General features: G+C 60.9%; 27 protein-coding genes. 13 read left to right on the top strand and 14 right to left on the bottom strand.

What is annotated here, in order from left to right; translation table 11 throughout:
* Nucleotides 1-71 precede the first annotated feature (71 nt).
* From HX821_RS21510 to cysN, 3 genes are all read left to right on the top strand, one after another.
* Entirely contained in the window at nt 72-830 is a 759-nt protein-coding gene (locus HX821_RS21510; RefSeq protein ID WP_003208444.1) for a Nif3-like dinuclear metal center hexameric protein, read from the top strand.
* A gap of 256 nt (nt 831-1,086) precedes the next feature.
* A complete protein-coding gene (gene cysD, locus HX821_RS21505; RefSeq protein WP_003208447.1) occupies nt 1,087-2,004 on the top strand; it encodes a sulfate adenylyltransferase subunit CysD in 918 nt (305 codons plus the stop codon).
* Between the two features lie 9 nt (nt 2,005-2,013).
* Nucleotides 2,014-3,912: a sulfate adenylyltransferase subunit CysN gene (gene cysN, locus HX821_RS21500; RefSeq protein ID WP_003208449.1), complete on the top strand. Its 1,899-nt coding sequence runs from the start codon at nt 2,014-2,016 to the stop codon at nt 3,910-3,912.
* Nucleotides 3,913-4,081: 169 nt separating this feature from the next.
* Here the strand turns inward: cysN and HX821_RS21495 are convergent, their stop codons facing one another.
* Genes HX821_RS21495 through HX821_RS21485 form a run of 3 tightly spaced genes read right to left on the bottom strand, consistent with a single transcriptional unit; the run spans nt 4,082 to nt 7,480 of the window.
* A complete protein-coding gene (locus HX821_RS21495; protein WP_177036367.1) occupies nt 4,082-4,981 on the bottom strand; it encodes an acyltransferase in 900 nt (299 codons plus the stop codon).
* Nucleotides 4,982-7,081, bottom strand: a complete 2,100-nt coding sequence (pta, locus tag HX821_RS21490) for a phosphate acetyltransferase (RefSeq protein ID WP_017476010.1) — start codon at nt 7,079-7,081, stop codon at nt 4,982-4,984.
* A gap of 60 nt (nt 7,082-7,141) precedes the next feature.
* Nucleotides 7,142-7,480, bottom strand: a complete 339-nt coding sequence (locus HX821_RS21485; RefSeq protein WP_003208456.1) for a DUF3565 domain-containing protein — start codon at nt 7,478-7,480, stop codon at nt 7,142-7,144.
* On the opposite strand from HX821_RS21485, the gene HX821_RS21480 reads away from it, so the two are divergent.
* The 3 genes from HX821_RS21480 (at nt 7,449) to HX821_RS21470 (ending at nt 9,887) form a co-directional block, all read left to right on the top strand.
* The gene (locus HX821_RS21480; protein WP_003208457.1) at nt 7,449-7,934 is read left to right on the top strand and encodes a peptidylprolyl isomerase; all 486 of its coding nucleotides are present in this window, start codon (nt 7,449-7,451) and stop codon (nt 7,932-7,934) included. The genes HX821_RS21485 and HX821_RS21480 overlap by 32 nt on opposite strands.
* Nucleotides 7,935-8,069: 135 nt before the next feature.
* Nucleotides 8,070-8,552 carry a glutathione peroxidase gene (locus HX821_RS21475; RefSeq protein ID WP_003208462.1) on the top strand — a complete coding sequence of 161 codons (483 nt, stop codon included), beginning with the start codon at nt 8,070-8,072 and terminating at the stop codon, nt 8,550-8,552.
* A 231-nt stretch (nt 8,553-8,783) separates the two neighbouring features.
* The gene (locus tag HX821_RS21470; protein WP_003208465.1) at nt 8,784-9,887 is read left to right on the top strand and encodes an NADH:flavin oxidoreductase; all 1,104 of its coding nucleotides are present in this window, start codon (nt 8,784-8,786) and stop codon (nt 9,885-9,887) included.
* Here HX821_RS21470 and HX821_RS21465 read toward each other — a convergent pair.
* A complete protein-coding gene (locus HX821_RS21465; RefSeq protein ID WP_177036366.1) occupies nt 9,856-11,058 on the bottom strand; it encodes a glycosyltransferase family 1 protein in 1,203 nt (400 codons plus the stop codon). The two genes, HX821_RS21470 and HX821_RS21465, sit on opposite strands and share 32 nt — an antisense overlap.
* A gap of 64 nt (nt 11,059-11,122) precedes the next feature.
* The gene (cysZ, locus tag HX821_RS21460) at nt 11,123-11,878 is read right to left on the bottom strand and encodes a sulfate transporter CysZ (RefSeq protein WP_003208468.1); all 756 of its coding nucleotides are present in this window, start codon (nt 11,876-11,878) and stop codon (nt 11,123-11,125) included.
* 293 nt (nt 11,879-12,171) lie between these two features.
* On the opposite strand from cysZ, the gene trxB reads away from it, so the two are divergent.
* The gene (gene trxB, locus HX821_RS21455) at nt 12,172-13,134 is read left to right on the top strand and encodes a thioredoxin-disulfide reductase (protein WP_003208470.1); all 963 of its coding nucleotides are present in this window, start codon (nt 12,172-12,174) and stop codon (nt 13,132-13,134) included.
* A gap of 182 nt (nt 13,135-13,316) precedes the next feature.
* Here the strand turns inward: trxB and HX821_RS21450 are convergent, their stop codons facing one another.
* From HX821_RS21450 to HX821_RS21425, 6 genes are read right to left on the bottom strand one after another with little or no spacing between them, the layout of a single operon-like run.
* The gene (locus HX821_RS21450) at nt 13,317-13,658 is read right to left on the bottom strand and encodes a HopJ type III effector protein (protein WP_008432300.1); all 342 of its coding nucleotides are present in this window, start codon (nt 13,656-13,658) and stop codon (nt 13,317-13,319) included.
* Nucleotides 13,651-13,947, bottom strand: coding sequence for a DUF1244 domain-containing protein (locus HX821_RS21445; protein ID WP_008432302.1), 297 nt, complete (start codon nt 13,945-13,947; stop codon nt 13,651-13,653). Before HX821_RS21445 ends, HX821_RS21450 begins: the two co-directional genes overlap by 8 nt.
* A gap of 23 nt (nt 13,948-13,970) precedes the next feature.
* Nucleotides 13,971-14,342 (bottom strand): dihydroneopterin triphosphate 2'-epimerase, encoded by a 372-nt coding sequence (gene folX, locus HX821_RS21440; RefSeq protein ID WP_003208474.1) that lies wholly within the window; start codon nt 14,340-14,342, stop codon nt 13,971-13,973.
* A gap of 2 nt (nt 14,343-14,344) precedes the next feature.
* Complete coding sequence (gene folE, locus HX821_RS21435) at nt 14,345-14,905, bottom strand: GTP cyclohydrolase I FolE (protein WP_003208476.1); 561 nt, start codon at nt 14,903-14,905, stop codon at nt 14,345-14,347.
* Between the two features lie 20 nt (nt 14,906-14,925).
* Nucleotides 14,926-15,636 (bottom strand): dihydromonapterin reductase, encoded by a 711-nt coding sequence (gene folM, locus HX821_RS21430; RefSeq protein ID WP_008432306.1) that lies wholly within the window; start codon nt 15,634-15,636, stop codon nt 14,926-14,928.
* Nucleotides 15,637-15,693: 57 nt separating this feature from the next.
* Nucleotides 15,694-16,254: an antibiotic biosynthesis monooxygenase gene (locus HX821_RS21425; protein WP_177036365.1), complete on the bottom strand. Its 561-nt coding sequence runs from the start codon at nt 16,252-16,254 to the stop codon at nt 15,694-15,696.
* Between the two features lie 215 nt (nt 16,255-16,469).
* Between HX821_RS21425 and HX821_RS21420 the strand changes: the two genes are divergently transcribed.
* Nucleotides 16,470-17,426, top strand: a complete 957-nt coding sequence (locus tag HX821_RS21420) for a MerR family transcriptional regulator (RefSeq protein ID WP_043225723.1) — start codon at nt 16,470-16,472, stop codon at nt 17,424-17,426.
* A gap of 2 nt (nt 17,427-17,428) precedes the next feature.
* Here HX821_RS21420 and HX821_RS21415 read toward each other — a convergent pair whose 3' ends face one another.
* Nucleotides 17,429-18,034 (bottom strand): hypothetical protein, encoded by a 606-nt coding sequence (locus HX821_RS21415; RefSeq protein WP_003208483.1) that lies wholly within the window; start codon nt 18,032-18,034, stop codon nt 17,429-17,431.
* A 58-nt stretch (nt 18,035-18,092) separates the two neighbouring features.
* On the bottom strand, nt 18,093-18,560 hold the full coding sequence (locus HX821_RS21410) for a PAS domain-containing protein (protein ID WP_003208484.1): 468 nt from the start codon (nt 18,558-18,560) through the stop codon (nt 18,093-18,095).
* A gap of 113 nt (nt 18,561-18,673) precedes the next feature.
* Here HX821_RS21410 and HX821_RS21405 point away from each other — a divergent pair, with 113 nt between their 5' ends.
* On the top strand, nt 18,674-19,129 hold the full coding sequence (locus HX821_RS21405) for a flavodoxin (protein ID WP_003208486.1): 456 nt from the start codon (nt 18,674-18,676) through the stop codon (nt 19,127-19,129).
* Here HX821_RS21405 and HX821_RS21400 read toward each other — a convergent pair.
* Nucleotides 19,110-20,006: a LysR family transcriptional regulator gene (locus HX821_RS21400; RefSeq protein WP_003208487.1), complete on the bottom strand. Its 897-nt coding sequence runs from the start codon at nt 20,004-20,006 to the stop codon at nt 19,110-19,112. The two genes, HX821_RS21405 and HX821_RS21400, sit on opposite strands and share 20 nt — an antisense overlap.
* A gap of 99 nt (nt 20,007-20,105) precedes the next feature.
* Here HX821_RS21400 and HX821_RS21395 point away from each other — a divergent pair, with 99 nt between their 5' ends.
* From HX821_RS21395 to HX821_RS21380, 4 genes are all read left to right on the top strand, one after another.
* Nucleotides 20,106-20,492 (top strand): CidA/LrgA family protein, encoded by a 387-nt coding sequence (locus HX821_RS21395; RefSeq protein ID WP_177022708.1) that lies wholly within the window; start codon nt 20,106-20,108, stop codon nt 20,490-20,492.
* A complete protein-coding gene (locus HX821_RS21390; protein ID WP_102368140.1) occupies nt 20,482-21,168 on the top strand; it encodes an LrgB family protein in 687 nt (228 codons plus the stop codon). Before HX821_RS21395 ends, HX821_RS21390 begins: the two co-directional genes overlap by 11 nt.
* A 149-nt stretch (nt 21,169-21,317) precedes the next feature.
* A complete protein-coding gene (locus HX821_RS21385; protein ID WP_003208491.1) occupies nt 21,318-22,100 on the top strand; it encodes a class II aldolase/adducin family protein in 783 nt (260 codons plus the stop codon).
* Nucleotides 22,100-23,002, top strand: a complete 903-nt coding sequence (locus HX821_RS21380; protein WP_003208492.1) for an alpha/beta fold hydrolase — start codon at nt 22,100-22,102, stop codon at nt 23,000-23,002. The genes HX821_RS21385 and HX821_RS21380 overlap by 1 nt, the downstream gene beginning before the upstream one ends.
* Nucleotides 23,003-23,050: the final 48 nt, after the last annotated feature.

Below are 23,050 nucleotides of genomic sequence, written 5' to 3'. Positions count from 1 at the left end.
GAGAGCGCCCATAATGTCGCGCATTATACGAGGCCGTGAGCGCCTCTGAACGGGATATTTAGGAGTCTTTTATGGCCGTTGCCCTGAGCACCTTAGTCGAGGAAGCGGACCGCTACCTTAATAGTGCCAAAATCGCCGATTACTGCCCCAACGGCCTGCAGGTCGAGGGCCGACCGCAAGTGCTGCGCATCGTCAGCGGCGTGACCGCCAGCCAGGCATTGCTGGACGCGGCGGTCGAAGCCCAGGCCGACCTGGTGCTGGTGCACCACGGTTATTTCTGGAAAGGCGAAAGCCCGTGCATCACCGGCATGAAGCAGCGCCGCCTGAAAACCCTGCTCAAGCACGACATCAGCCTGCTGGCCTATCACTTGCCGCTGGACCTGCACCCTGAGGTCGGCAACAACGTGCAACTGGCCCGGCAACTGGACATCACCGTCGAAGGCCCGCTGGACCCGGACAACCTCAAGGTCGTCGGCCTGGTGGGTTCCCTGGCCGAGCCGGCGTCGCCCCGCGATTTCGCCCGCCGCGTGCAGGAAGCCATGGGCCGCGAGCCGCTGCTGATCGAAGGCAGCGAGATGATCCGCCGCGTGGGCTGGTGCACCGGTGGTGGCCAGGGCTATATCGACCAGGCGGTGCTCGCCGGGGTTGACCTGTACCTGAGCGGCGAAGCCTCGGAGCAGACCTTCCACAGCGCCCGGGAAAACGACATCAGCTTTATCGCGGCCGGGCACCACGCCACCGAGCGTTACGGCGTGCAAGCCTTGGGCGATTACCTCGCACGGCGCTTCGCCCTCGAACACCTCTTCATCGATTGCCCAAACCCGATCTAAAGAACATCACCGGACACATGTGGGAGCGGGCTTGCTCGCGAATGCGGTGCATCAGTCGCCATATGCATTGACTGACACACCGCATTCGCGAGCAAGCCCGCTCCCACATTTGATCGAGTCGAGCCAAACCCAGCGGTATATTGATATACCGTTTCGATCTAGCCAGCCCCCTCAATAGAATCAGGCGCTGTGCTAGCATGCCCCGCTCGAACACGGCCCGCTGGCCGTCCATAAGATCGTTTTTCCGTGAGTAACCATGGTCGACAAACTGACGCATCTGAAACAGCTGGAGGCGGAAAGCATCCACATCATCCGCGAGGTCGCCGCCGAGTTCGATAACCCGGTGATGCTCTACTCGATCGGTAAAGACTCCGCCGTGATGCTGCACCTGGCACGCAAGGCCTTTTTTCCGGGCAAGCTGCCGTTTCCGGTGATGCACGTCGACACCCGCTGGAAATTCCAGGAGATGTACAAGTTCCGCGACAAGATGGTCGAAGAGCTTGGTCTTGAGTTGATCACTCACGTCAACCCGGACGGTGTGGCGCAGGGCATCAATCCGTTCACCCACGGCAGCGCCAAGCACACCGACATCATGAAGACCGAGGGCCTGAAACAGGCGCTCGACAAGTATGGTTTCGACGCTGCATTCGGCGGTGCCCGTCGCGATGAAGAGAAATCCCGTGCCAAAGAGCGCGTGTACTCGTTCCGCGACAGCAAGCACCGCTGGGACCCGAAAAACCAGCGCCCGGAGCTGTGGAACGTCTACAACGGCAATGTCAACAAAGGCGAGTCGATCCGTGTGTTCCCGCTGTCCAACTGGACCGAGCTGGATATCTGGCAGTACATCTACCTGGAAGGCATCCCGATCGTCCCGCTGTACTTCGCCGCCGAACGCGAAGTGATCGAGAAGAACGGCACGTTGATCATGATCGACGACGACCGCATCCTCGAGCATCTGTCCGACGAAGACAAAGCCCGAATCGTCAAAAAGAAAGTACGTTTCCGTACCCTTGGCTGCTACCCGTTGACGGGCGCGGTGGAGTCCGAAGCCGAGACGCTGACGGACATCATTCAGGAAATGCTCCTGACGCGAACTTCCGAGCGCCAGGGCCGTGTCATCGACCACGATGGTGCAGGCTCGATGGAAGATAAAAAACGTCAAGGCTATTTCTAAGGGGCTGTCATGTCGCATCAATCTGATTTGATCAGCGAGGACATCCTCGCCTACCTGGGCCAGCACGAGCGCAAGGAAATGTTGCGCTTCCTGACCTGTGGCAACGTCGACGACGGCAAGAGCACCCTGATCGGGCGCCTGCTGCACGACTCCAAGATGATCTACGAGGATCACCTGGAAGCCATCACCCGCGATTCGAAGAAATCCGGCACCACCGGTGACGACATCGACCTGGCGTTGCTGGTCGACGGCCTGCAGGCCGAGCGTGAGCAGGGCATCACCATCGACGTTGCCTACCGCTACTTCTCCACCGCCAAGCGCAAATTCATCATCGCCGACACCCCCGGCCATGAGCAGTACACCCGCAACATGGCCACCGGTGCCTCCACCTGTGACCTGGCGATCATCCTGATCGACGCCCGCTACGGCGTGCAGACCCAGACCCGTCGCCACAGCTTCATCGCCTCGTTGCTGGGCATCAAGCACATCGTGGTGGCCGTCAACAAGATGGACATCAATGGCTTTGACCAAAGCGTATTCGAGTCGATCAAGGCTGATTACCTGAAGTTTGCCGACGGTATCGCGTTCAAGCCGAGCACCCTGGCCTTCGTGCCGATGTCGGCCCTCAAGGGCGACAACGTGGTGAACAAGAGCGAGCGTTCGCCCTGGTACACCGGGCAGTCGCTGATGGAGATCCTCGAGACCGTCGAGATCGCCAACGACCGCAACTACACCGACCTGCGTTTCCCGGTGCAGTACGTCAACCGTCCGAACCTGAACTTCCGTGGTTTTGCCGGCACCCTGGCCAGCGGCATCGTGCACAAGGGCGACGAAGTCGTGGTGCTGCCGTCGGGCAAGAGCAGCCGCGTCAAATCCATCGTCACCTTTGAAGGTGAACTGGAAAACGCAGGTCCCGGCCAGGCCGTGACCCTGACCATGGAAGACGAAATCGACATCTCCCGTGGCGACCTGCTGGTGCATGCCGACAACGTGCCGCAAGTGACCGACGCTTTCGACGCCATGCTGGTGTGGATGGCTGAAGAACCGATGCTGCCGGGCAAGAAATACGACATCAAGCGCGCCACCAGCTACGTGCCGGGTTCCATCACCAGCATTGTGCATCGCGTGGATGTGAACACCCTGGAAGAAGGCCCGGCGAGCGCCTTGCAGTTGAACGAGATCGGCCGGGTCAAGGTCAGCCTCGACACGGTCATCGCCCTGGACGGTTACGCGAGCAACCGCACCACCGGTTCGTTCATCGTCATCGACCGTTTGACCAACGGCACCGTGGCTGCGGGCATGATCATCGCGCCGCCGGTGACCCATGGCAGCGCGGCGCAGCACGGCAAACTGGCTCACGTGGCCACCGAAGAACGCGCCCAGCGCTTCGGCCAGCAACCGGCGACCGTGTTGTTCAGCGGCTTGTCGGGCGCCGGCAAAAGCACCCTGGCCTACGCGGTTGAACGCAAGCTGTTCGACATGGGCCGTGCGGTGTTTGTGCTGGACGGCCAGAACCTGCGCCACGACCTGAACAAGGGCTTGCCGCAGGACCGTGCCGGGCGTACCGAGAACTGGCGTCGTGCCGCGCACGTGGCGCGTCAGTTCAACGAAGCCGGCTTGCTGACGTTGGCGGCGTTTGTTGCCCCGGATGCTGAAGGGCGTGAACAGGCCAAGGCGCTGATCGGCGGTGATCGTTTGCTGACCGTGTACGTGCAGGCTTCGCCTTTGGTGTGTGCCGAGCGTGATCCGCAAGGTTTGTACGCGGCGGGCGGCGATAACATCCCGGGTGAGTCGTTCCCGTATGACGTACCGTTGAATGCGGACCTGGTGATCGACACCCAGGCGTTGTCGCTGGAAGACAGCGTCAAGCAAGTGCTGGACCTGCTGCGCCAGCGCGGCGCGATCTAAGCTTCAAGTGCACAAAAAAGCCCGCCATGTTGGTGGGCTTTTTTTATGGGGCCTTGGAAACAACTCGGTCAAATGTGGGAGCGGGCTTGCTCGCGAAAGCAGAGTGTCAGCCGCCACATGTATAGGCTGGCACACCGCATTCGCGAGCAAGCCCGCTCCCACATTTTGATCAGTGACTGGCGGGATAATCTGTGTGCAATTTGGCGAGCAGCACATCCTTCTCTTCCCACAACCGGTTGATCCAGCCCTGGAACGCCAACCGATACTCCCCATCTTGCTCGTAATTCTTGCCGATAAACTCGGCCGGAATCCGCACCTCTTCAAACTGCACGACAACGTCCTTCACATTCCCGCACAGCAAATCCCAATAACCGGGGCGCCCACCAGGATAGTGAATGGTCACGTTCACCAGCGACTTCAGCTGTTCACCCATGGCATCCAGCACAAAGGCAATGCCGCCGGCCTTGGGCTTGAGCAGGTAGCGAAACGGTGACTGTTGCTGTGCATGCTTGCCCGGGGTAAACCGCGTGCCTTCGGCAAAGTTGAAGATTCCCACCGGGTTGTGGCGAAACTTCGCGCAGGTCTTGCGGGTGGTTTCCAGGTCCTTGCCTTTCTTCTCCGGGTGCTTTTCCAGGTACGCCTTGGTGTAGCGCTTCATGAACGGGAAGCCCAGTGTCCACCACGCCAAGCCAATCACCGGGACCCAGATCAGCTCCTGCTTGAGGAAGAACTTCAGCGGGCGAATGCGCCGGTTGAGCACGTATTGCAGCACCATGATATCGACCCAGCTCTGGTGGTTACTGGTCACCAGATATGAGTGTTCATAGTCCAGGCCTTCCAGGCCTTTCAGGTGCCAATGGGTGCGTCGCACCAGGTTCATCCAGGCCTTGTTGTTGCTGATCCAGGCCTCGTGGGTCTGGTTCATCAGCCATTCACTGAAGCGCTTGGCAAACGGCAGCGCCTTGAACAGCGCCACGATAAACAGGAACGAGCACAGCAAAATCGTATTCAACGCCAGCAGCAGCGAGGCGATCACCCCGCGCACGGCGGCAGGTAGAAAATCCAGCATTTAGACATCCATAGGTCGGTTGGCGGCTTGAATCGCGGTCAATGCGATCGTGTACACGATGTCGTCCACCTGCGCCCCGCGGGGCAGGTCGTTCACCGGTTTGCGCAGGCCTTGCAGCATCGGCCCCAGGCTCACGCAATCGGCACTGCGCTGCACGGCCTTGTGGGTGGTGTTGCCGGTGTTCAGGTCGGGGAACACGAACACCGTGGCCTTGCCCGCCACCAGGCTGTTGGGCGCCAGTTGCCGGGCCACGGTTTCGTTGGCGGCGGCGTCGTACTGCAACGGGCCGTCGATCAGCAGCGAGCTTTGGGCTTCGTGGGCGAGCAGGGTGGCTTCGCGGACCTTCTCGACTTCTTCTCCCGTGGCCGAATCACCGCTGGAGTAACTGATCATCGCCACCCGTGGCGTGATACCGAATGCGGCGGCCGAGTCGGCGCTTTGCAGGGCGATTTCCGCCAGCTCCGCCGCGCTGGGGTGCGGGTTCATCACGCAGTCGCCGTATACCAGCACTTGCTCGGGGAACAGCATGAAAAACACCGACGAGACCAGGGTGCAGCCCGGCGCGGTCTTGATCAGTTGCAAGGCCGGGCGAATGGTATTGGCAGTGGAGTGGATGACGCCGGAGACCAGGCCGTCCACTTCATCCAGGGCGAGCATCATGGTGGCGATCACCACGGTGTCTTCCAGTTGCTGCTCGGCCATCGGCGCGTTGAGGCTTTTGGTTTTGCGCAGGGCCACCATCGGTTCCACGTAGCGCTGGCGAATCAGGTCGGGGTCGAGAATCTCCAGGCCTTCGGGCAGCTCGATGCCATGGGCGCGGGCTACGGCTTCCACGTCGGCCGGCTTGGCCAACAGTACGCAACGGGCGATCCCGCGTGCCTGGCAGATGGCGGCGGCCTGCACGGTCAGCGGCTCGCTGCCTTCGGGCAACACGATGCGCTTGTTGGCCGCCTGGGCGCGCTGGATCAGTTGATAACGGAACACCGCCGGCGACAGGCGCATCTCCCGCGGCGTGCCGCAGCGTTGGTGCAGCCAGCGGGCGTCGAGGTGGCTGGCGACGAAGTCGGTGATGATCTCCGCACGTTCGCGGTCATCAATCGGGATTTCCTTGTTCAGGCTGTTGAGCTGGTTGGCGGTGTCATACGAGCCGGTGCTCACCGACAACACCGGCAGCCCGGCCTGGAACGCGCCACGGCACAGGTCCATGATCCGTGGGTCGGGCAGGGTGTCGCTGGTCAGCAACAGGCCGGCCAGCGGCACGCCATTGATGGCGGCCAGGCTGACGGCGAGGATGATGTCGTCGCGGTCGCCGGGGGTCACCACCAATACGCCGGGCTTGAGCAGCTCCACGGTGTTGCGCATGGTACGGGCGCAGATGATGATCTTGGTCATGCGCCGGGTTTCGTAATCACCGGCATTGAGGATCTGCGCGCCCATCAGGTCGGCCACGTCGCGGGTGCGTGGGGCGTTGAGTTCCGGTTGGTAGGGGATGCAGCCCAACAGGCGGAAATCGCCGCTGCGCAACAAAGGCGAATGCTCTTTGAGCCGCGCCGAGAAGGCTTCCATGCTTTCGTCGGTGCGCACCTTGTTGAGGATCACACCCAGCACTTTTGGGTCTTTCGGGCCGCCGAACAGCTGGGCCTGCAATTCCACGCGGCCGGAGAGTTCGGTCAGCACTTCGTTTTCCGGAGCCGAGACCAGGATCACCTCGGCGTCCAGGCTCTTGGCCAGGTGCAGGTTGACCCGGGCCGCATAGCTGGCACTGCGGGTCGGCACCATGCCTTCGACGATCAGCACGTCCTTGCCCACGGCGGCTTGCTGGTAAAGGGTGATGATTTCTTCCAGCAGCTCGTCGAGCTGGCCGTCGCCGAGCATCCGTTCGACATGGGCCAGGCCTAGAGGCTGGGGCGGTTTCAGGCCGTGGGTGCGGGCCACCAGCTCGGTGGAGCGCTCGGGGCCGGTGTCGCCGGGGTGCGGCTGGGCAATCGGTTTGAAGAAGCCGACTTTCAGCCCGGCCCGTTCAAGGGTGCGCACCAGCCCAAGGCTGATGGAGGTCAGACCCACACCAAAATCGGTGGGCGCGATAAAAAAAGTCTGCATGCGAATTCTCTGGAGGTGCATGGCTTCGGTGGCGGCCTATGGCTGGCTGCCTACCGGGAATCAGGTGCCAAGGTTATCTTTATCTGAGCCTTGCGCACACCAGCCGCACGTAAAGGGCTTGTCTATTTTTTCAAGGCGTTGCGCCGGGTCCGTGACCCAGGCCCGGGATTGCCAGGGTGGCTGGTGGCGCAGGTGCTGGGTGTGGCCGCAGGAAAGCTCGACGACCCAGTGCCGGTCTTCGTCCTGGTGAAATCCGACGACCGTCGGGTCAGTTGTTCGACCCCGTCCGTCCGGGTTGTGTTCGCTTTCGGGCAAATCCTTGTTTAGACTTGTCCGTTCTTCATTCTTCTGCAAAAGGTCTCGCCCCATGCCGATCGCCGCCAATAAGGCTGTCTCCATTGACTATACCCTGACCAACGACGCTGGTGAGGTCATCGACAGTTCTGCCGGCGGCGCGCCGCTGGTCTACCTGCAAGGTGCAGGTAACATCATCCCGGGCCTGGAAAAGGCCCTGGAAGGCAAAGAGGTCGGTGACGAACTGACCGTTGCCGTAGAACCTGAAGATGCCTACGGCGAATACGCTGCCGAACTGGTCAGCACCCTGAGCCGCAGCATGTTCGAAGGTGTCGACGAGCTGGAAGTGGGCATGCAGTTCCACGCTTCCGCTCCGGACGGCCAGATGCAGATCGTCACCATCCGTGACCTGGACGGCGACGACGTGACCGTCGACGGCAACCACCCGCTGGCTGGCCAGCGCCTGAACTTCCAGGTGAAGATCGTCGCTATCCGTGACGCTTCCCAGGAAGAAGTGGCCCACGGCCACGTGCACGGCGAAGGTGGTCACCACCATTAATTGACTGAGCGACGCTCTGTCAGTTGGAAAAAGGCGCCTTCGGGCGCCTTTTTCATTTGGCGGCTATTCTTGCCGACTTGGCGGCTGTAATCTCGAATGGCCGTTAAGAAGAACATGGGATATCTGGAGTTCGTCATGAGTGCTTTCCACGACCTTAAACTCAAAGCCCTGGATGGTCAGGAGCTGCCTCTGGCGCCCTTCAAGGGGCAAGTCGTGCTGGTGGTCAACGTCGCCTCCAAATGTGGGTTGACCCCACAGTACGCCGCGCTGGAAAACCTCTATCAGCAATACAAAGACCAGGGTTTCACCGTGCTAGGGCTGCCGTGCAATCAATTTGCCGGGCAGGAACCGGGTACTGAAGAAGAAATCCAGGAATTCTGCAGCCTCAACTACGGCGTGACCTTTCCCCTGGGCAGCAAGCTTGAGGTGAATGGCCACGATCGCCACCAGCTGTATCGATTGCTGGCGGGCGAGGGCGCCGAATTTCCCGGGGACATCACCTGGAACTTCGAGAAGTTCCTGTTGGGCAAGGACGGCCGGGTGCTGGCGCGTTTCTCGCCGCGTACACCGCCGGATGACCCCTCCATTATTCAGGCGATCGAAAAAGCATTGAGCTGATACTTTCAGCATTATCGAGTGAGTTTCTGTGGCAAGGGAGCTTCCTGTGGCAGGGAGTCTCCTATGGCAAGGGAGCTTGCTGTGGCGAGGGAGCTTGCTCCCGCTGGGCTGCGAAGCAGCCCCATGCCCTCCCGCTTTTACCCCTTAATCACCCCAATCAATAGTGCTATCCAACACGCTGCACACTCCATATTATCCACATCATAAATTCCTTTCCGATGGAGTGCTCCCATGCCTGTCCAAGCTTTGTTCAAACCGTTCCAGCTCGGTGCACTGCAACTGCCGAGCCGCGTGGTCATGGCGCCGATGACCCGTTCCTTTTCTCCGGGTGGCGTGCCCAACTCCAAAGTGATCGAGTACTACCGCCGCCGCGCCGCCGCCGGTGTCGGCCTGATCATCACCGAAGGCACCGTGGTCGGCCACCCGGCTTCCAACGGCTACCCGAACGTCCCGCATTTCTATGGTGAAGCCGCCCTGGCCGGCTGGAAGAAAGTAGTCGACGCGGTACATGCCGAAGGCGGCAAGATCGTTCCGCAACTGTGGCATGTGGGCAGCGTTCGGCGCATCGGCACCGAGCCGGATGCCAGCGTCCCGGCTTACGGCCCCACCGAAAAACTCAAGGACGGCAACGTCGTCGTCCACGGCATGACCGTGCAAGACATCAAGGACGTGATCGCCGCGTTCGCCCAGGCTGCCAAGGATGCCCAGAGCATCGGCATGGACGGCGTTGAAATCCACGGCGCCCATGGCTACCTGGTGGACCAGTTCTTCTGGGAAGGCACCAACCAGCGCACCGACGAATACGGCGGCAGCCTGGCCAACCGTTCGCGTTTCGCCATCGAATTGATCCAGGCCGTCCGCGCCGCCGTGGGGCCGGACTTCCCGATCATCCTGCGTTTCTCCCAGTGGAAGCAGCAGGACTACACCGCGCGCCTGGTGCAAACCCCGGAAGCCTTGGGTGAATTCCTCAAGCCGCTGTCTGACGCCGGCGTGGATATTTTCCACTGCTCCACCCGCCGTTTCTGGGAGCCGGAATTCGAAGGCTCCGAGCTGAACCTGGCCGGCTGGACCCGCAAGCTCACCGGCAAGCCGACCATCACCGTGGGCAGCGTCGGCCTGGATGGCGAGTTCCTGCAGTTCATGGTCAACACCGACAAAGTGGCGCAACCCGCCAGCCTGGAAAAACTGCTGGAGCGCCTGAACAACGACGAGTTCGACCTGGTCGCTGTGGGCCGTGCGCTGCTGGTGGATCCGGATTGGGCACTGAAGGTTCGCGAAGGCCGTGAAGGCGACATCCTGCCGTTCAGTCGTGAGGCGTTGACGACGTTGGTGTAAGGGGCGACAGGGCGGGCACCGGTTGCTCGTCCTCGCACACCCCGCGTAATTGGCGCTCAAACTGCTCGATAATCGCCGGCCAACCCTGACGGCTGGCGTGTTGCCGGGCATTGAGCCGCACCCGGCGCAAGCTCTCGCGCTCTTCCAGCAGCCAATTGGCCGCATCGCAAAACGCTTCTTCATCCCCCGGCATCGCCAGCACGCCGCTGTAGCCATGGCGAATGTGCTGGGTTGCGGCCGCCTGGTCGTATGCCACCACGCCCAACCCTGAAGCCATGGCCTCCAGCACCACGTTGCCGAAGGTTTCGGTCAGGCTGGGAAACAGGAACACATCCCCGGACGCGTAATGCCGGGCCAGTTCTTCACCGCGCAAGGTGCCGCAGAAAATCGCCTCCGGCAGTTCCTTTTCCAGCATCGCCCGTTGCGGGCCATCGCCGACGATGATCAGTTTCATCTGGCGCAGTGGATAAGTGTCCTGCAGCGTCTCGAAACAGCGCTTGAGTAACCCGAGGTTTTTTTCCTGGGCCAGGCGGCCGACATGCAGCACGGCAGTTTGCTCACTGGTCAGTGCCCAACTTTCACGCAACGCATTGTCGCGTTTGGCCGGGTGAAACAGCTGGCTGTCGACACCGCGCGCGAGCATGCCCAGGCGCTCGAAATGGCGCCGCTCCAGCTCCAGTCGCTGGCTGGCGCTGGGCACCAGGGTCAGGGTCGAGCGGTTATGGAACCAGCGCAGATAGTGGGTCAGCACCCGGCTCAGCATGCCCAGGCCGTACTGGTTGGAATACTGCTGGAAGTTGGTGTGAAAGCCACTCACCACGCTGATCCCCAGGCGCCGCGCCGCCCGCAACGCCGACAAACCCAGCGGCCCTTCCGTGGCGATATACAACACATCCGGGCGCTGGCGGCTCCAGCGCCGCAACAGCTTGTGCATCGACGACTGGCCCCATTGCAGCCCCGGATAACCCGGCAACGGCCAGCCGCGGCAAAGCATCAGGCCATCGTCGCTGGGCCGGCTCTGGTCGCTGCCCTGTCGTGGGCGAACCAGTTCGACTTGATGCCCGCGCGCGCGCAAACCGTCACACAGGCGGCCAAGGGTATTGGCCACCCCGTTGATCTCTGGCGGGAAGGTTTCGGTGATCAGGGTGATGTGGAGCGAAGCTGTCGTCATGACCCACAGTGTCGGCGTGGGCCATGTCGTCATTGTGTCTTTTGGATGATGGATTTGTGACGGCTCAGGCCTTTTTAATGGCCATGGCCTCTGCGCCCTGCTCACGCACCCAGAACAACGTCGCCCCGGCCACCGCTGCCGGCATCATCAGCAGGTTGACCACTGGCACCAGCAGCACCAGGTAGACGATGCCGCCAAAACTCATGCTCTGCCAGCGCTTCTGGCGCAGCCAGGCGAGCATTTCGTTCCAGCCCAGCTTGTGGTTGTCCGCCGGGTAGTCGATGTACTGGATCGCCATCATCCACACACCAAACAGCAGCCACAGCGGCGCCGCCACCAGGTTGACCACCGGGATGAACGACAGGATAAACAGGCCGATGGCCCGGGGCAGGAAGTAACCCAGTTTGCGCATTTCCCGGGCCAGGGTGCGCGGGACCATGGCCGCCAGTTCGCCCCAGCTGAACGCCGGGAAATCATCGGTGCCGCGCACCACCACTTCGACCTTTTCCGACAGAAAGCCGTTGAACGGCGCGGCGATGATGTTGGCAAGCATGGTGAAGGTGAAAAACACCATCAGCACCACCAGCACCACGAACAAAGGCCACAACAGGTAATTGAGGAAGCTCAGCCAGCTCGGCAGGGTCGGCATCAGCGTGTCGACCCACAGGCTGAACTGATGGCCGGCGAAGTAGATCAATCCGACGAACAGGATCAGGTTGATTGCCAGCGGCAGCAGCACAAACAGCCGCAGGCCGGGGCTGAGTACCAGTTTGAGACCTTCGCGCAGGTACTGTGGGCCTGAAAGAACGGGGGCGGGCATGGATAACTCCGGGCAATAGGGGCGAACGCGCCGACCTTACCGGCTTTGGGAGTACCGGGAAAGCACGGCCCGCATCGCGACATTAACGGTAACAAAGGTGTCGATTAATAGAGGGCATGGGATAGAGACCACCTATGAGCTGGATTGTTAATCCGTATTTCCTTAATCTTGCCTCCCTCTATACGCTGCACCCATTATTTTCAGGATCTGCGAGTTCAAGCCTTCCCCAAGTGCTTCGCGGTCCTTTTTTATTCCAGCCGTTCTGTAGTCCGGGCGGTCGATAGGAGTGAGTCATGTCTGATACCCGTCATTCGCGAGTGATTATTCTCGGTTCCGGCCCTGCCGGTTACAGCGCTGCCGTCTATGCTGCCCGGGCCAACCTCAAGCCGTTGCTGATCACCGGCATGCAAGCGGGCGGTCAGTTGACCACCACCACTGAAGTCGACAACTGGCCGGGCGACGTCCACGGCCTGACCGGCCCGGTGCTGATGGAGCGCATGAAAGAGCACGCCGAGCGTTTCGAAACCGAGATCGTGTTTGATCACATCAACAAGGTCGACTTCTCCAAGAAGCCTTACAGCCTGACCGGCGACAGCGGGGTGTACACCTGTGACGCGCTGATCATCGCCACCGGCGCCAGCGCTCGTTACCTGGGCCTGCCGTCGGAAGAAGCGTTCATGGGCAAGGGCGTTTCCGCCTGCGCAACCTGCGACGGTTTCTTCTACCGCAACAAGCCAGTGGCTGTGGTCGGTGGCGGCAACACCGCGGTGGAAGAAGCGCTGTACCTGGCCAACATCGCCAGCACCGTGACCCTGGTTCACCGTCGCGAGACCTTCCGCGCCGAGAAGATCCTGATCGACAAGCTGCATGCCCGCGTGGCCGAAGGCAAGATCATCCTCAAGCTCAACGCCACCCTGGATGAAGTCCTGGGCGACAACATGGGCGTGACCGGTGCTCGCCTGAAGAACAACGACGGCAGCTTCGACGAGCTGAAAGTCGACGGCGTGTTCATCGCCATCGGCCACACTCCGAACACCTCGTTGTTCGAAGGCGTGCTGGATGCCAAAGACGGTTACCTGATCGTGCAGGGCGGCCGTGAAGGCAATGCGACTGCCACCAACATCGAAGGTATCTTCGCTGCCGGTGACGTGGCCGACCACGTGTACCGCCAGGCGATCACCTCCGCCGGCGCCGGTTGCATGGCGGCCCTGGATGCCGAGCGTTACCTCGACGGTTTGAAGGACGCTTCGTTCTAAACCGTAGAAACAAAAAAACCGGCTGCGAGGCCGGTTTTTTTATGCACGGGATTTGATGATCACCGCAGTCCAAATGTGGGAGCGGGCTTGCTCGCGAAAGCGGTGTGTCAGTCACCCGATGTATTGACTGACACTCTGCTTTCGCGAGCAAGCCCGCTCCCACATTTTGATCTATGTCTGACTCAGGATTTGCGGGTCAGTGGCTGTGCGGCAAACTTCACACCCGCCAACCCATGCTCGATCAGCGCACGAATGTTGCCATGGTCACTGCCTTCAGGCGTGGCCAGCACCGAACGGTAATGCTCGCCAAACGCCAACAGCGCTTCCTGGTCGCTCAAGCCTTCCAGCAGCGCCAGGCCCAGGGTCTTGCACGAACCTTCGTTCTGCCCGGCGGCGTTTTCCACGCTGCCATTGGTGAACGCTTGTGGCTGGTAGTCGTAACCCGCAGCTACAAAGGCCAGGGTATCGGCAAAAACATGTTCGCCACTGTTGAGGCTGGCGCGCAGGGTGTTCAGGTCAGTCATGGGTTTTTCCTTTGGCGAATGCCGCTTGCTGTTCGGCACTGGCTTCTTGCTGATATTGGGCTTTCCACTCGGCGTACGGCATGCCGTACACCACTTCACGGGCGTCATCGAGGCTCAGCTCGATCTGGCGCTCGTCGGCCTCGGCCTTGTACCACTTGGACAAGCAGTTGCGGCAGAAGCCCGAGAGGTTCATCAGGTCGATGTTCTGCACATCCTTGCGGCTGTCCAGGTGGGCCACCAGCCGGCGGAAGGCGGCGGCTTCGAGTTCGAGGCGTTGTTGATCGTTCATGATGCTCACTGCAAAGGTAAGGGTTAGCGACTGGCCGCCAGGGTGATCGACACCGATTCGGCAAAACGCAACGCATGGGGTTTGTCGACTTCGACTTCGGCGTACAGCACCGATGTATTGCTCATCACCAGGTCGAGGATCTCCTGGGTCAGGCGCTCCAGCAGGGCAAAGCGGTTGCCTTCCACATGGGCGATGATCGCCTTGGTGATGGTGCGGTAGTTCAGCGCGTGGTCGATGTCGTTGTCGCGCACGGCTTCCTGGGCGGCATACAGGATGGTCAGGTTGATCAACACATCCTGCTTGTTGAGGATTTCATCCTCGTTGATCCCGATAAACGTGCGCAGGCACAGGTCCTTGACCCGGATGCGCGCCATGCCTGGCTGAAGTTGTGGCATTGCTACTTGCTCCGTCCAATCAGTTGCAGGAACTCCATGCGCGTGGTGTTCGACTCGCGGAAGGCGCCGAGCATCACCGAGGTGTTCATGGTTGAATTCTGTTTTTCGACACCGCGCATCATCATGCACATGTGCCTGGCTTCGATCACCACCGCCACGCCGGCGGCCTGGGTCACCGTCTGGATGGCGTCGGCGATTTCCCGCGTGAGGTTTTCCTGGATCTGCAGGCGCCGGGCGAACATGTCGACGATACGCGCCAGCTTCGACAGGCCGAGCACCTTGCCGGTCGGAATATAGGCCACATGGGCCTTGCCGATAAAGGGCAGCAGATGATGCTCGCACAGCGAATACAGCTCGATGTCCTTGAGGATCACCATCTCGTCGTTGTCGGAGGAAAACAGCGCACCGTTGACGATTTCTTCCAGGTTCTGCTCGTAGCCGTGACACAGGTACTGCATGGCCTTGGCGGCACGCTTTGGCGTGTCGAGCAAACCCTCGCGCTCGGGGTCTTCACCCAGGCCCTTGAGGATCTCGCGGTAGTGGTGGGGCAGGGACAAAGTCATACAACATCCTCGCAAACGGCTTACTTGATATGCCGCCCGCCGTTGACGGTCAGGGTGGTACCGGTGACATACGGGTTATCCAGCAGGTAGCGCACGCTCTGGTAAATCACCTCGGGGCCGGGCTCGATGCCCAGTGCCGCCTTGGCCAGGACCTTGGCGCGGTAAGCCGCGTCGTCGCCCTCGTTGAACATCACCATTGCCGGGGCAATGCCGTTCACCTTGATATCCGGTGCAAGCTGCGCGGCAAACGACAAGGTCAGGCTGTCGAGCCCGGCCTTGGTGGCGCAGTAGGCAATGTGCTGGCGGCTGCCCTTGCGGGTCACGTCATCGCTGATGTGCACGATATCCGCAGGCGTGGAGCGTTGCAGCAGGTAAGCACAATGCAGGTTGATCAGGTACGGCGCAAGCATGTGCACGCTGAACATGTCGGTAAAGGCGCGGCTCTCGTCGCCGGGCGCTTCCGCTTCCCAGGCCGAGGCATTATGAATGATCGCCCGCAGGCTTTGGGTGTGCGTCTTCAGTTCGTCGATGAAGGCGAGAATACCGGTCTCATTGGAGAAGTCGGCAAACACACCGATCGCACCGCGTTCGCGCAAGGCTTGCACGCCGGGACGTTCGCTGCGGTAGCTGAAAATCACTGGCTGCCCTTCGTCCAGCAGGCGCTGGGCGCAATGCAGGCCGACGCGCTGGCCGGCACCGGTGATCAGGATCGGGGCGGGTGTTGAAGACATGGGAGGCTCGAATCGCTGGCAGGCTAAAACTATACCAGCGAGCGGCCTCCCTTGTACTCAAGCAGCGGCTTCGGTGGCCTTTATCCGGGCTGGCGCCGGATGCAGCCAACCGGCCAGCAGGTGGGTCGACAACGGGATAAAGAAGTAAACCATCAATGGCGTGAGCGCGAGGGTGCTGACCAGCACACGGCTCAGCAACCCCAACTCGCTGAGCAGCGGCTCAAGGCCGAAGTTGAACAGCAGCGACACCGGGAAAAATGCCAGCCAGATGGCCACGGCCTGCTTCCAGCGCGGCGGACGTGCGGCGGCGGCGCCAAACCAGCCGTCGATACCGCGTACGCGATGCTCCGACGGCGCAGCAAACAGCTCACTGCCACGCCCGAGCCATGCACCACGGGAGGCGGAAAACTCCCACGCATGCAGGGTTTTTTCGTCGGCGAAGCGGAAAATAATCTGGAACTCGTCATCGTTGGGCGGCGGTGCAAGCACGCCTGAACCCAGGTAACCGGGGAAGTCCGTGGCCAATTGCTCGCCTTCGCGCAGCCAGGCCATCAACTCTTCATAGCGGCCCTTGGCCACGCGGCGCGCAACCATCAGGGTGACGGGGGAGGTAGACATTGTGTATCTCCATAAGGATCAGGTGCACTGGGCCGGGTAGGCGGCGCACGAACGAAGCTGCGGGGTAAGCAGCCACGTTGAAAAAACAGGCAAGGATTATTCCTGTTTTGCAGAAATACACCAGCGACATTGGTCGGCTTGTCGAAGACCTTGAATCGGACAGCTGTATGGGCGTTAAATGGGATCCAAGTTCCTGACAGTATATTGATGCCCTGATGTCTGTAATGACTGCTCCACGTCCCGAAATGGCCCTTGGCAACCCTGCCGATTCCGATGAGCTGTTTCCGATTCGCGAAGTCGCGAGATTGACAGGCATCAACCCTGTCACCTTGCGTGCCTGGGAACGGCGTTACGGGCTGATCCACCCGGTTCGCACCGAAAGTGGGCACCGCCTGTATTCGCGCACCGATATCGAGACCGTTCATCGCATTCTTGACTGGATCGAGCGTGGCGTGGCCGTGAGCAAGGTCGGCAAGATCCTCGCGCGCGACGATCATCAAGTCGAAGCGGCGGCTGCTTCGCCGGCAGGTGCAGAGCATGAATGGGCCCAATGGCAGGCGCAGTTGCGAACGGCCGTCGGTGCCTTCGACGACCGGCAACTGGACCGGTTGTATGGCCAGATTTTCGCTGCCTACCCGGTCGCGGTGGTGTTCCAGGACATCCTGATGCCCCTCTGGCAGCAACTGTTGCGACATCAGGGGTTGTTTGGACAAACCAGTGAATGGCTGTTTTTTGATGGATTTCTGCGCAGCCGAACCTGGAAACGCCTGCAGATAGGCTGTGCCTCAGCGGCGCCACGGGTATTGCTGGCGGCCATTGCGGGGGAGTGCCGAGAGCTGGAGTTGTTGGTCGCAGGCCTGTTGATGAGCGGTGACGAGTTGGCGGTCAAGGTTCTGGCTGTGGGCCAGCCGATGGATGAATTGACCCTTGTCTGTGAAAAAACCAGGCCACAAGCCCTTGTGGTGTTCTCCAATCACTCGCCGGCCAATGGCTTGCCTCGGCGCCTTGAACGGTTGGCCCTGACCCTGGATTGCCCACTGTTGCTGGCCGGCGATGCGGCGGAGTTGGCGCAGGAACAACTGGCGGGTTCATCCGTCGGCTGCCTGGGTAACGAAGGGCGATTGATGCAGCGCCGCTTGCAGCAGTTTCTGCGCGGTAACCTGGATACCTGACTTCAGGCGTGGACTTCGGGGTGAAACAGGCGATGTTGCTGCAGGATAAACTGGCGCAGGCGCTCGGTCTCATCCACATCGTTCTGGCTCAGGCGGTAGGCGAACAATCCTCGGGCAGTTTCCCGTTCCAGCGTGCCCCGCACCGAAATGCGCTCGTACCCGGACGGACTGAACCACAGCGAAAAGGTTCTTGGCGCCTTGATCCGCCCGCGAATTTCCACCAGCAATCCCTTGAATGACACTTCATGCACCCACAGCGCACCGGGCTGGCCCTTGATGTTTTCCAGGGGTACCGGCTCTTCGAGCGCCAGGCGCCACGGGCGGATCATCGGCCCGTCTTCGAAAATACTCGGTACACCCAGCCGCAGATGCACGGCATGAAACTCGTCTTCCACCAATTGCAGCGGAAACGTCATTTGCTGGTTGTCGAATTGGGCCTGGAGGGTGACATGGTCATGGGCGGCCAGGCGGGTGAGCAGATCACGAATCTGCGCACCGCCATTGACCGTCAGGCTCGACGACGCGTCCCGCACATTGAGTTGCGGGTTATGGTGCATGGTCTGAATAAAATCCAGCTCGTCCTGCGTCAAAAGCGCGTCGCGTTGCATTGATCTTGCTCAAGAAAAAGGTATTAAAACGCCATTATCTCTTTAAAGACCGCGTTTTCTAGTTTTTGTTAGATCCGCTCGTCGCCTTGAGTGCCGCAAGCTCCGCCTTGAGGTCAGCCAACTGGGCTTCCAGTTGTGCGACACGCTGCTGGGCCTTGACCTGAACGGTCACATCCTTCTGCACACCGACAAAGTAGGTCTGCTTGTCGGCCGGGTTGTAAACCGTCGATAACGACAGCTCGTTCCAGAAATGCGTGCCGTCCTTGCGGTAATTGCGCAGGATTTCCCGGCAGGCGCCGCCACTCTCCAGGGCTTCGCGAATCGCCATCAGCCCCGGCTGGTCACGATCGCCCGATTGCAGGAAGCGGCAGTCCTGATAGAGGATTTCGTCGAGGGTGTAGCCAGTCATGCGCTCGAAGGCCGGGTTCACATAAATCAGTGGCTTGTCCTTGCCTTCGCGCTCGGCGATAACGATGCCGTCGTTGGAAGCGTTGATCACCAGTTGCATCAGCTTGGCGTTAATCATTGAGCGGTCCATGGCTTGTAGTTGGAGTTTGCAGTTTAAGACATGCCGGCAGCCTGTCCATGGGCCCCAGCTGTTAATATCCCAGGCTTTTAGTCAGCTACAGGATCAGATTGATGAAAGTCGCCATCCTTTCCGGCTCGGTGTACGGCACGGCTGAAGAAGTCGCCCGTCATGCTGCAAGCATCCTCAACGCTGCCGGCTTCGACGCCTGGCACAACCCGCGGGCAACCCTCGCCGACGTACAGGGCTTTGCTCCGGAAGCCTTCCTGGCCGTGACGTCCACCACTGGCATGGGCGAACTGCCCGACAACCTGCAGCCGCTTTACTCGACCATTCGCGACCAACTGCCGGCCGCCTGGCGAGGCTTGCCCGGCGCGGTGATCGGCCTGGGCGACGCCAGCTATGGCGACACGTTCTGCGGCGGCGGCGAGCAAATGCGCGAGCTGTTTGCCGAGTTGGGCGTGCACGAAGTGCTGCCGATGCTGCGCCTGGACGCCAGCGAAAGCGTGACCCCGGAAGCCGACGCCGAGCCGTGGCTGGCCGAGTTGGTCACTGCACTGCGCGGTTGACCGGGAACTCGCGCAATAACGCCAGCCAGGCCTGGGCGGCTTTCGACAGGTAGGCACCCTCACGCCAGATAAAGGCAATGTCCCAGCGCAGGTAGTCCGGCGCCTTGAGCGTCAGGCGCACCACGCCGGGCCTTATCAGGCCCCGGGCTACTACGCTGGGCAGCAGCACCACGCCTTGGCCGGCGGCCACCAATGCGGCGAGAAAATCCGCCTGGCCACTGCGCCCGCTTTCCTTCGGGGTGAAGCCCAATTGCTGACAGGCCTGTAGCAGGCGGTCGTTCAACACAAAACTGCGCTGATACATCAGGAACGGCGTGTCAGCCAACTCCTCCAGGCGGATCTGCGCGTTATCGGCCAATGGATGGTCCATCGGCAGCAGGGCATCCAGCGGTTCATCGCAGAATGCCTGCCAGGCGAATGCCGGGTCGCTGGGCATCAGGCTGCCGCCCACTTCCAGCTCTCCGCTCAAGATCGCCTGCTCGATATTGCGGCTGCCGCCTTCCAGCAACTGGATGGTGACGTTCGGATAACGCCGGCGGTATTCGGCAAACAGCCCGGCGAACAACGTGTCGCCGCCCAACTGCGGCAGGCCCATGCGCAACTCGCCACGGGTCAACTGATTCAAGTCATCCAGCTCACTGAGCAACTCGGTTTGCTGGCGCAGCATGGCCTCCGCCCGCTGCAGCACCACTTGTCCGGCAGCCGTCAGGCGAATCTGCGAACCCAGGCGATCCAGCAGCGGCGTGCCCAGGCTTTGTTCCAATTGCGCCACCTGCTTGCTGACGGCGGACTGGCTGATGTGCAGGGTTTTCCCGGCCTGGGTAAAGCCGCCGCGGTGGATCACTTCGACAAAGCTGCGCAGCTGTTTAAATTCCATTCGCCTGATTCCAGTTTGGAATAGATTGCAGTCTAACAATTCGCTGTGGGGATGCCAGGCGCCTCTTTAAAATGGGTGCCCTGGGAGGACCCAAAGCTCATGAAACGTTTCACCTTCAAATTCGTTGGTCGGTTGCTGGCTGAACTGATCATCCTGCTGGCCATTTACTTTCTGGGCTGCCAACTGGCGGCCTGGCTGAGCTGGCCTATTCCCGGTGGCGTAGTCGGCTTGGGCCTGTTGCTGCTGACCTTCGCCACTGGCCTGGTCAAGCCGGCGGCCCTGCAATTGGGCGCCGGTGTGTTGATGGCGGAGATGCTGCTGTTCTTCATTCCTGCGTTGATGAGCCTCTTGGACTACGGCGGCCTGGTAAAGCACGACGGCTGGCGGATCATGTTGGTCATCGGCTTCAGCACCTTGTCGGTGATGCTGGTGACTGCGTTTACCGTGGAATTCGTCTGCCGCTGGAAGCTGCGCCATGAAGCTTGAGCTGATGCCGATGTTCTGGCTGGCGCTGACCCTCGGTGCCTACGGCTTCAGCCGCTGGATCTACCGGCGCACCGGGCGCTACCTACTGTCGCCGCTGATCCTGGTGCCGGCGCTGCTGCTGGCGGTGGCCGTGCCGATGAAAACCGCCTATGCCGAATACGCCACCGACACCCACTGGCTGATGCTGGTGCTGGGCCCGGTGACCGTGGCGTTCGCGATTCCGATCTGGCAACAGCGCCAATTGCTGATGCGCCACTGGTCAGCGTTATTGCTGGGGATGGTCGCGGGCAGCGCGGCGTCCATCGCCACTTCGTATGGCCTGGCCAAGGCCCTCGCTCTCGACAGCTCGGTGACGATGTCGTTGGTGCCCCGTTCGATCACCACCCCGTTCGCGATGCCGGTGTCTTCCGACCTGGGCGGCGTGCCGGAACTGACGGCGGTGTTCGTGATGTTCACCGGGGTGTTTGGCGCCATGCTCGGCGGCGTACTGCTCAAGTGGTTACCGTTGCGCACGCCATTGGCCCGTGGCGCATTGTTTGGCGTGGGCGCTCATGGCGCGGGTGTCAGCCGGGCTCATGAGGTGGGCGGTGAGGAAGGCTCCGTGGCAGGCCTGGTAATGGTGCTGACCGGCTTGCTCAACCTGTTCGCCGCGCCTTTATTGGCGTCGCTTCTCTGACACGCGCAGAACAAAATCGAACTATCCTCAGGACTGACCCGTTCGGTCATCAAGCTGGCTGCCAATGCAACTACGGCGGCCTCGAGGTCTGACTAGACTGCCTCTTCACTCAAAAAAACAATAATAAGCGCGCCAAGGAGGTCATTGCCGTGAGCCTAGCCACTGTTCAATCGACACACAGTGTAAAAGACCAGGTCAGCGCGGCCGAATGGCAGGCCCGCGTCGACCTCGCCGCGTGCTATCGCCTGGTGGCGATGCATGGTTGGGACGACCTGATTTTCACCCACATCTCGGCCAAGGTGCCGGGCACCGAAGACTTCCTGATCAACCCTTATGGGCTGATGTTCCACGAGATCACCGCGTCGAGCCTGGTGAAGGTCGACCAGGCCGGCAACAAACTGATGGACAGTCCCTACGAGGTCAACCCGGCGGGCTACACCATCCACAGTGCGGTGCACGAAGTACGGCACGATGTGGTCTGCGTGCTGCACACCCACACCGCTTCCGGCATTGCCGTCTCCGCGCAGAAGCAGGGCGTGCTGCCCATCAGCCAGCAATCACTGTTTGTGTTGTCCAGCCTGGCCTATCACGCCTACGAAGGTGTGGCGCTGAACCACGAGGAAAAGGCCCGCTTACAGGCCGACCTTGGCGAAAACAATTTCCTGATGCTGCACAACCACGGTTTGCTGACTTGTGGTGGGAGCATCGCCGATACGTTCCTGATGATGTTCATCTTCCAGCGCACCTGCGATATCCAGGTGATGGCGCAGAACGGTGGCGCTGAACTGATCAGCATTGCGCCGCAGATATTGGCCGGTGCCCGGGCGATGATCGCCGGGGTCACCAAAAGCGCTCAGGGCATGGGCGGCGCGCTGGCGTGGCCGGCGTTGCTGCGCAAACTCGATGCACTCGACCCCGGGTATAAAAGCTGATGCCACTCGCCGAGATCCCGCTGCGCATCTGGCGCCAGCGTGCCCAGAGCTTTGAGTTTCGCGGCCGCACCATTCGGTACTGGGTGGCGGGGCAGGGCGAGCCGTTGCTGCTGATCCATGGTTTTCCCACGGCCAGTTGGGATTGGCATTACCTCTGGCAGCCGTTGGCCCAGCGCTATCAAGTGATTGCCTGCGACATGCTGGGGTTTGGCGATTCGGCCAAGCCGCTGGACCACACCTATTGCCTGCTGGAGCAGGCGGACTTGCAACAGGCGTTGCTGGAGCATCTTTGGGTGCAGCAGCCGGTGCATGTGCTGGCCCATGATTACGGTGACAGTGTTGCGCAGGAGTTGTTGGCGCGGCATTACGAAGGCCGGTTTCGGATGGGCAGTTGTGTGTTTCTCAACGGTGGGTTGTTTCCGGAGACGCATCGTCCGGCGTTGGTGCAGAAGCTGTTGCTGAGCCCATTGGGTTGGATGATTGGGCGGGCGTTTGGGCGTAATGCCCTGGCTAACAGTTTTGGGCAGATTTTCGGGCCGGCGACTCGGCCCAGTGAGAGTGCGCTGGATGATTTCTGGAGCTTGATCGAGAGCCAGGATGGGCCGCGGATTTTGCACAAGTTGATTGCGTATATTCCTCAGCGTAGGCAGCAGCGGGATCGATGGGTGGCGGCCATGCAGCGGGGGGAGGTGCCGTTGCGGGTGATCGATGGGGAGGTTGATCCGATTTCCGGGGGGCATATGGTTCAGCGTTATCGTGAGCTGGTGCCGCACGCGGATACGGTGTTGCTGGCGAATATTGGGCACTATCCGCAGATTGAGGCGCCGGTGCAGGTGTTGAAGCATTATTTGGCGTTTCGGGAGGGGCTTGGGGTTGGGGCTGCTCGGGTGGCTTATTCTTGATTGGGGTTGAGTACATATCCGTTATTTAGGTAACGGCGGCTTATGGTT

The organism is Pseudomonas sp. B6001, from assembly GCF_013386015.1.
Taxonomy (GTDB): domain Bacteria; phylum Pseudomonadota; class Gammaproteobacteria; order Pseudomonadales; family Pseudomonadaceae; genus Aquipseudomonas.
The sequence above is the reverse complement of the archived record's forward strand: the minus strand, read 5'-3'. Positions and strand labels throughout refer to the sequence as shown.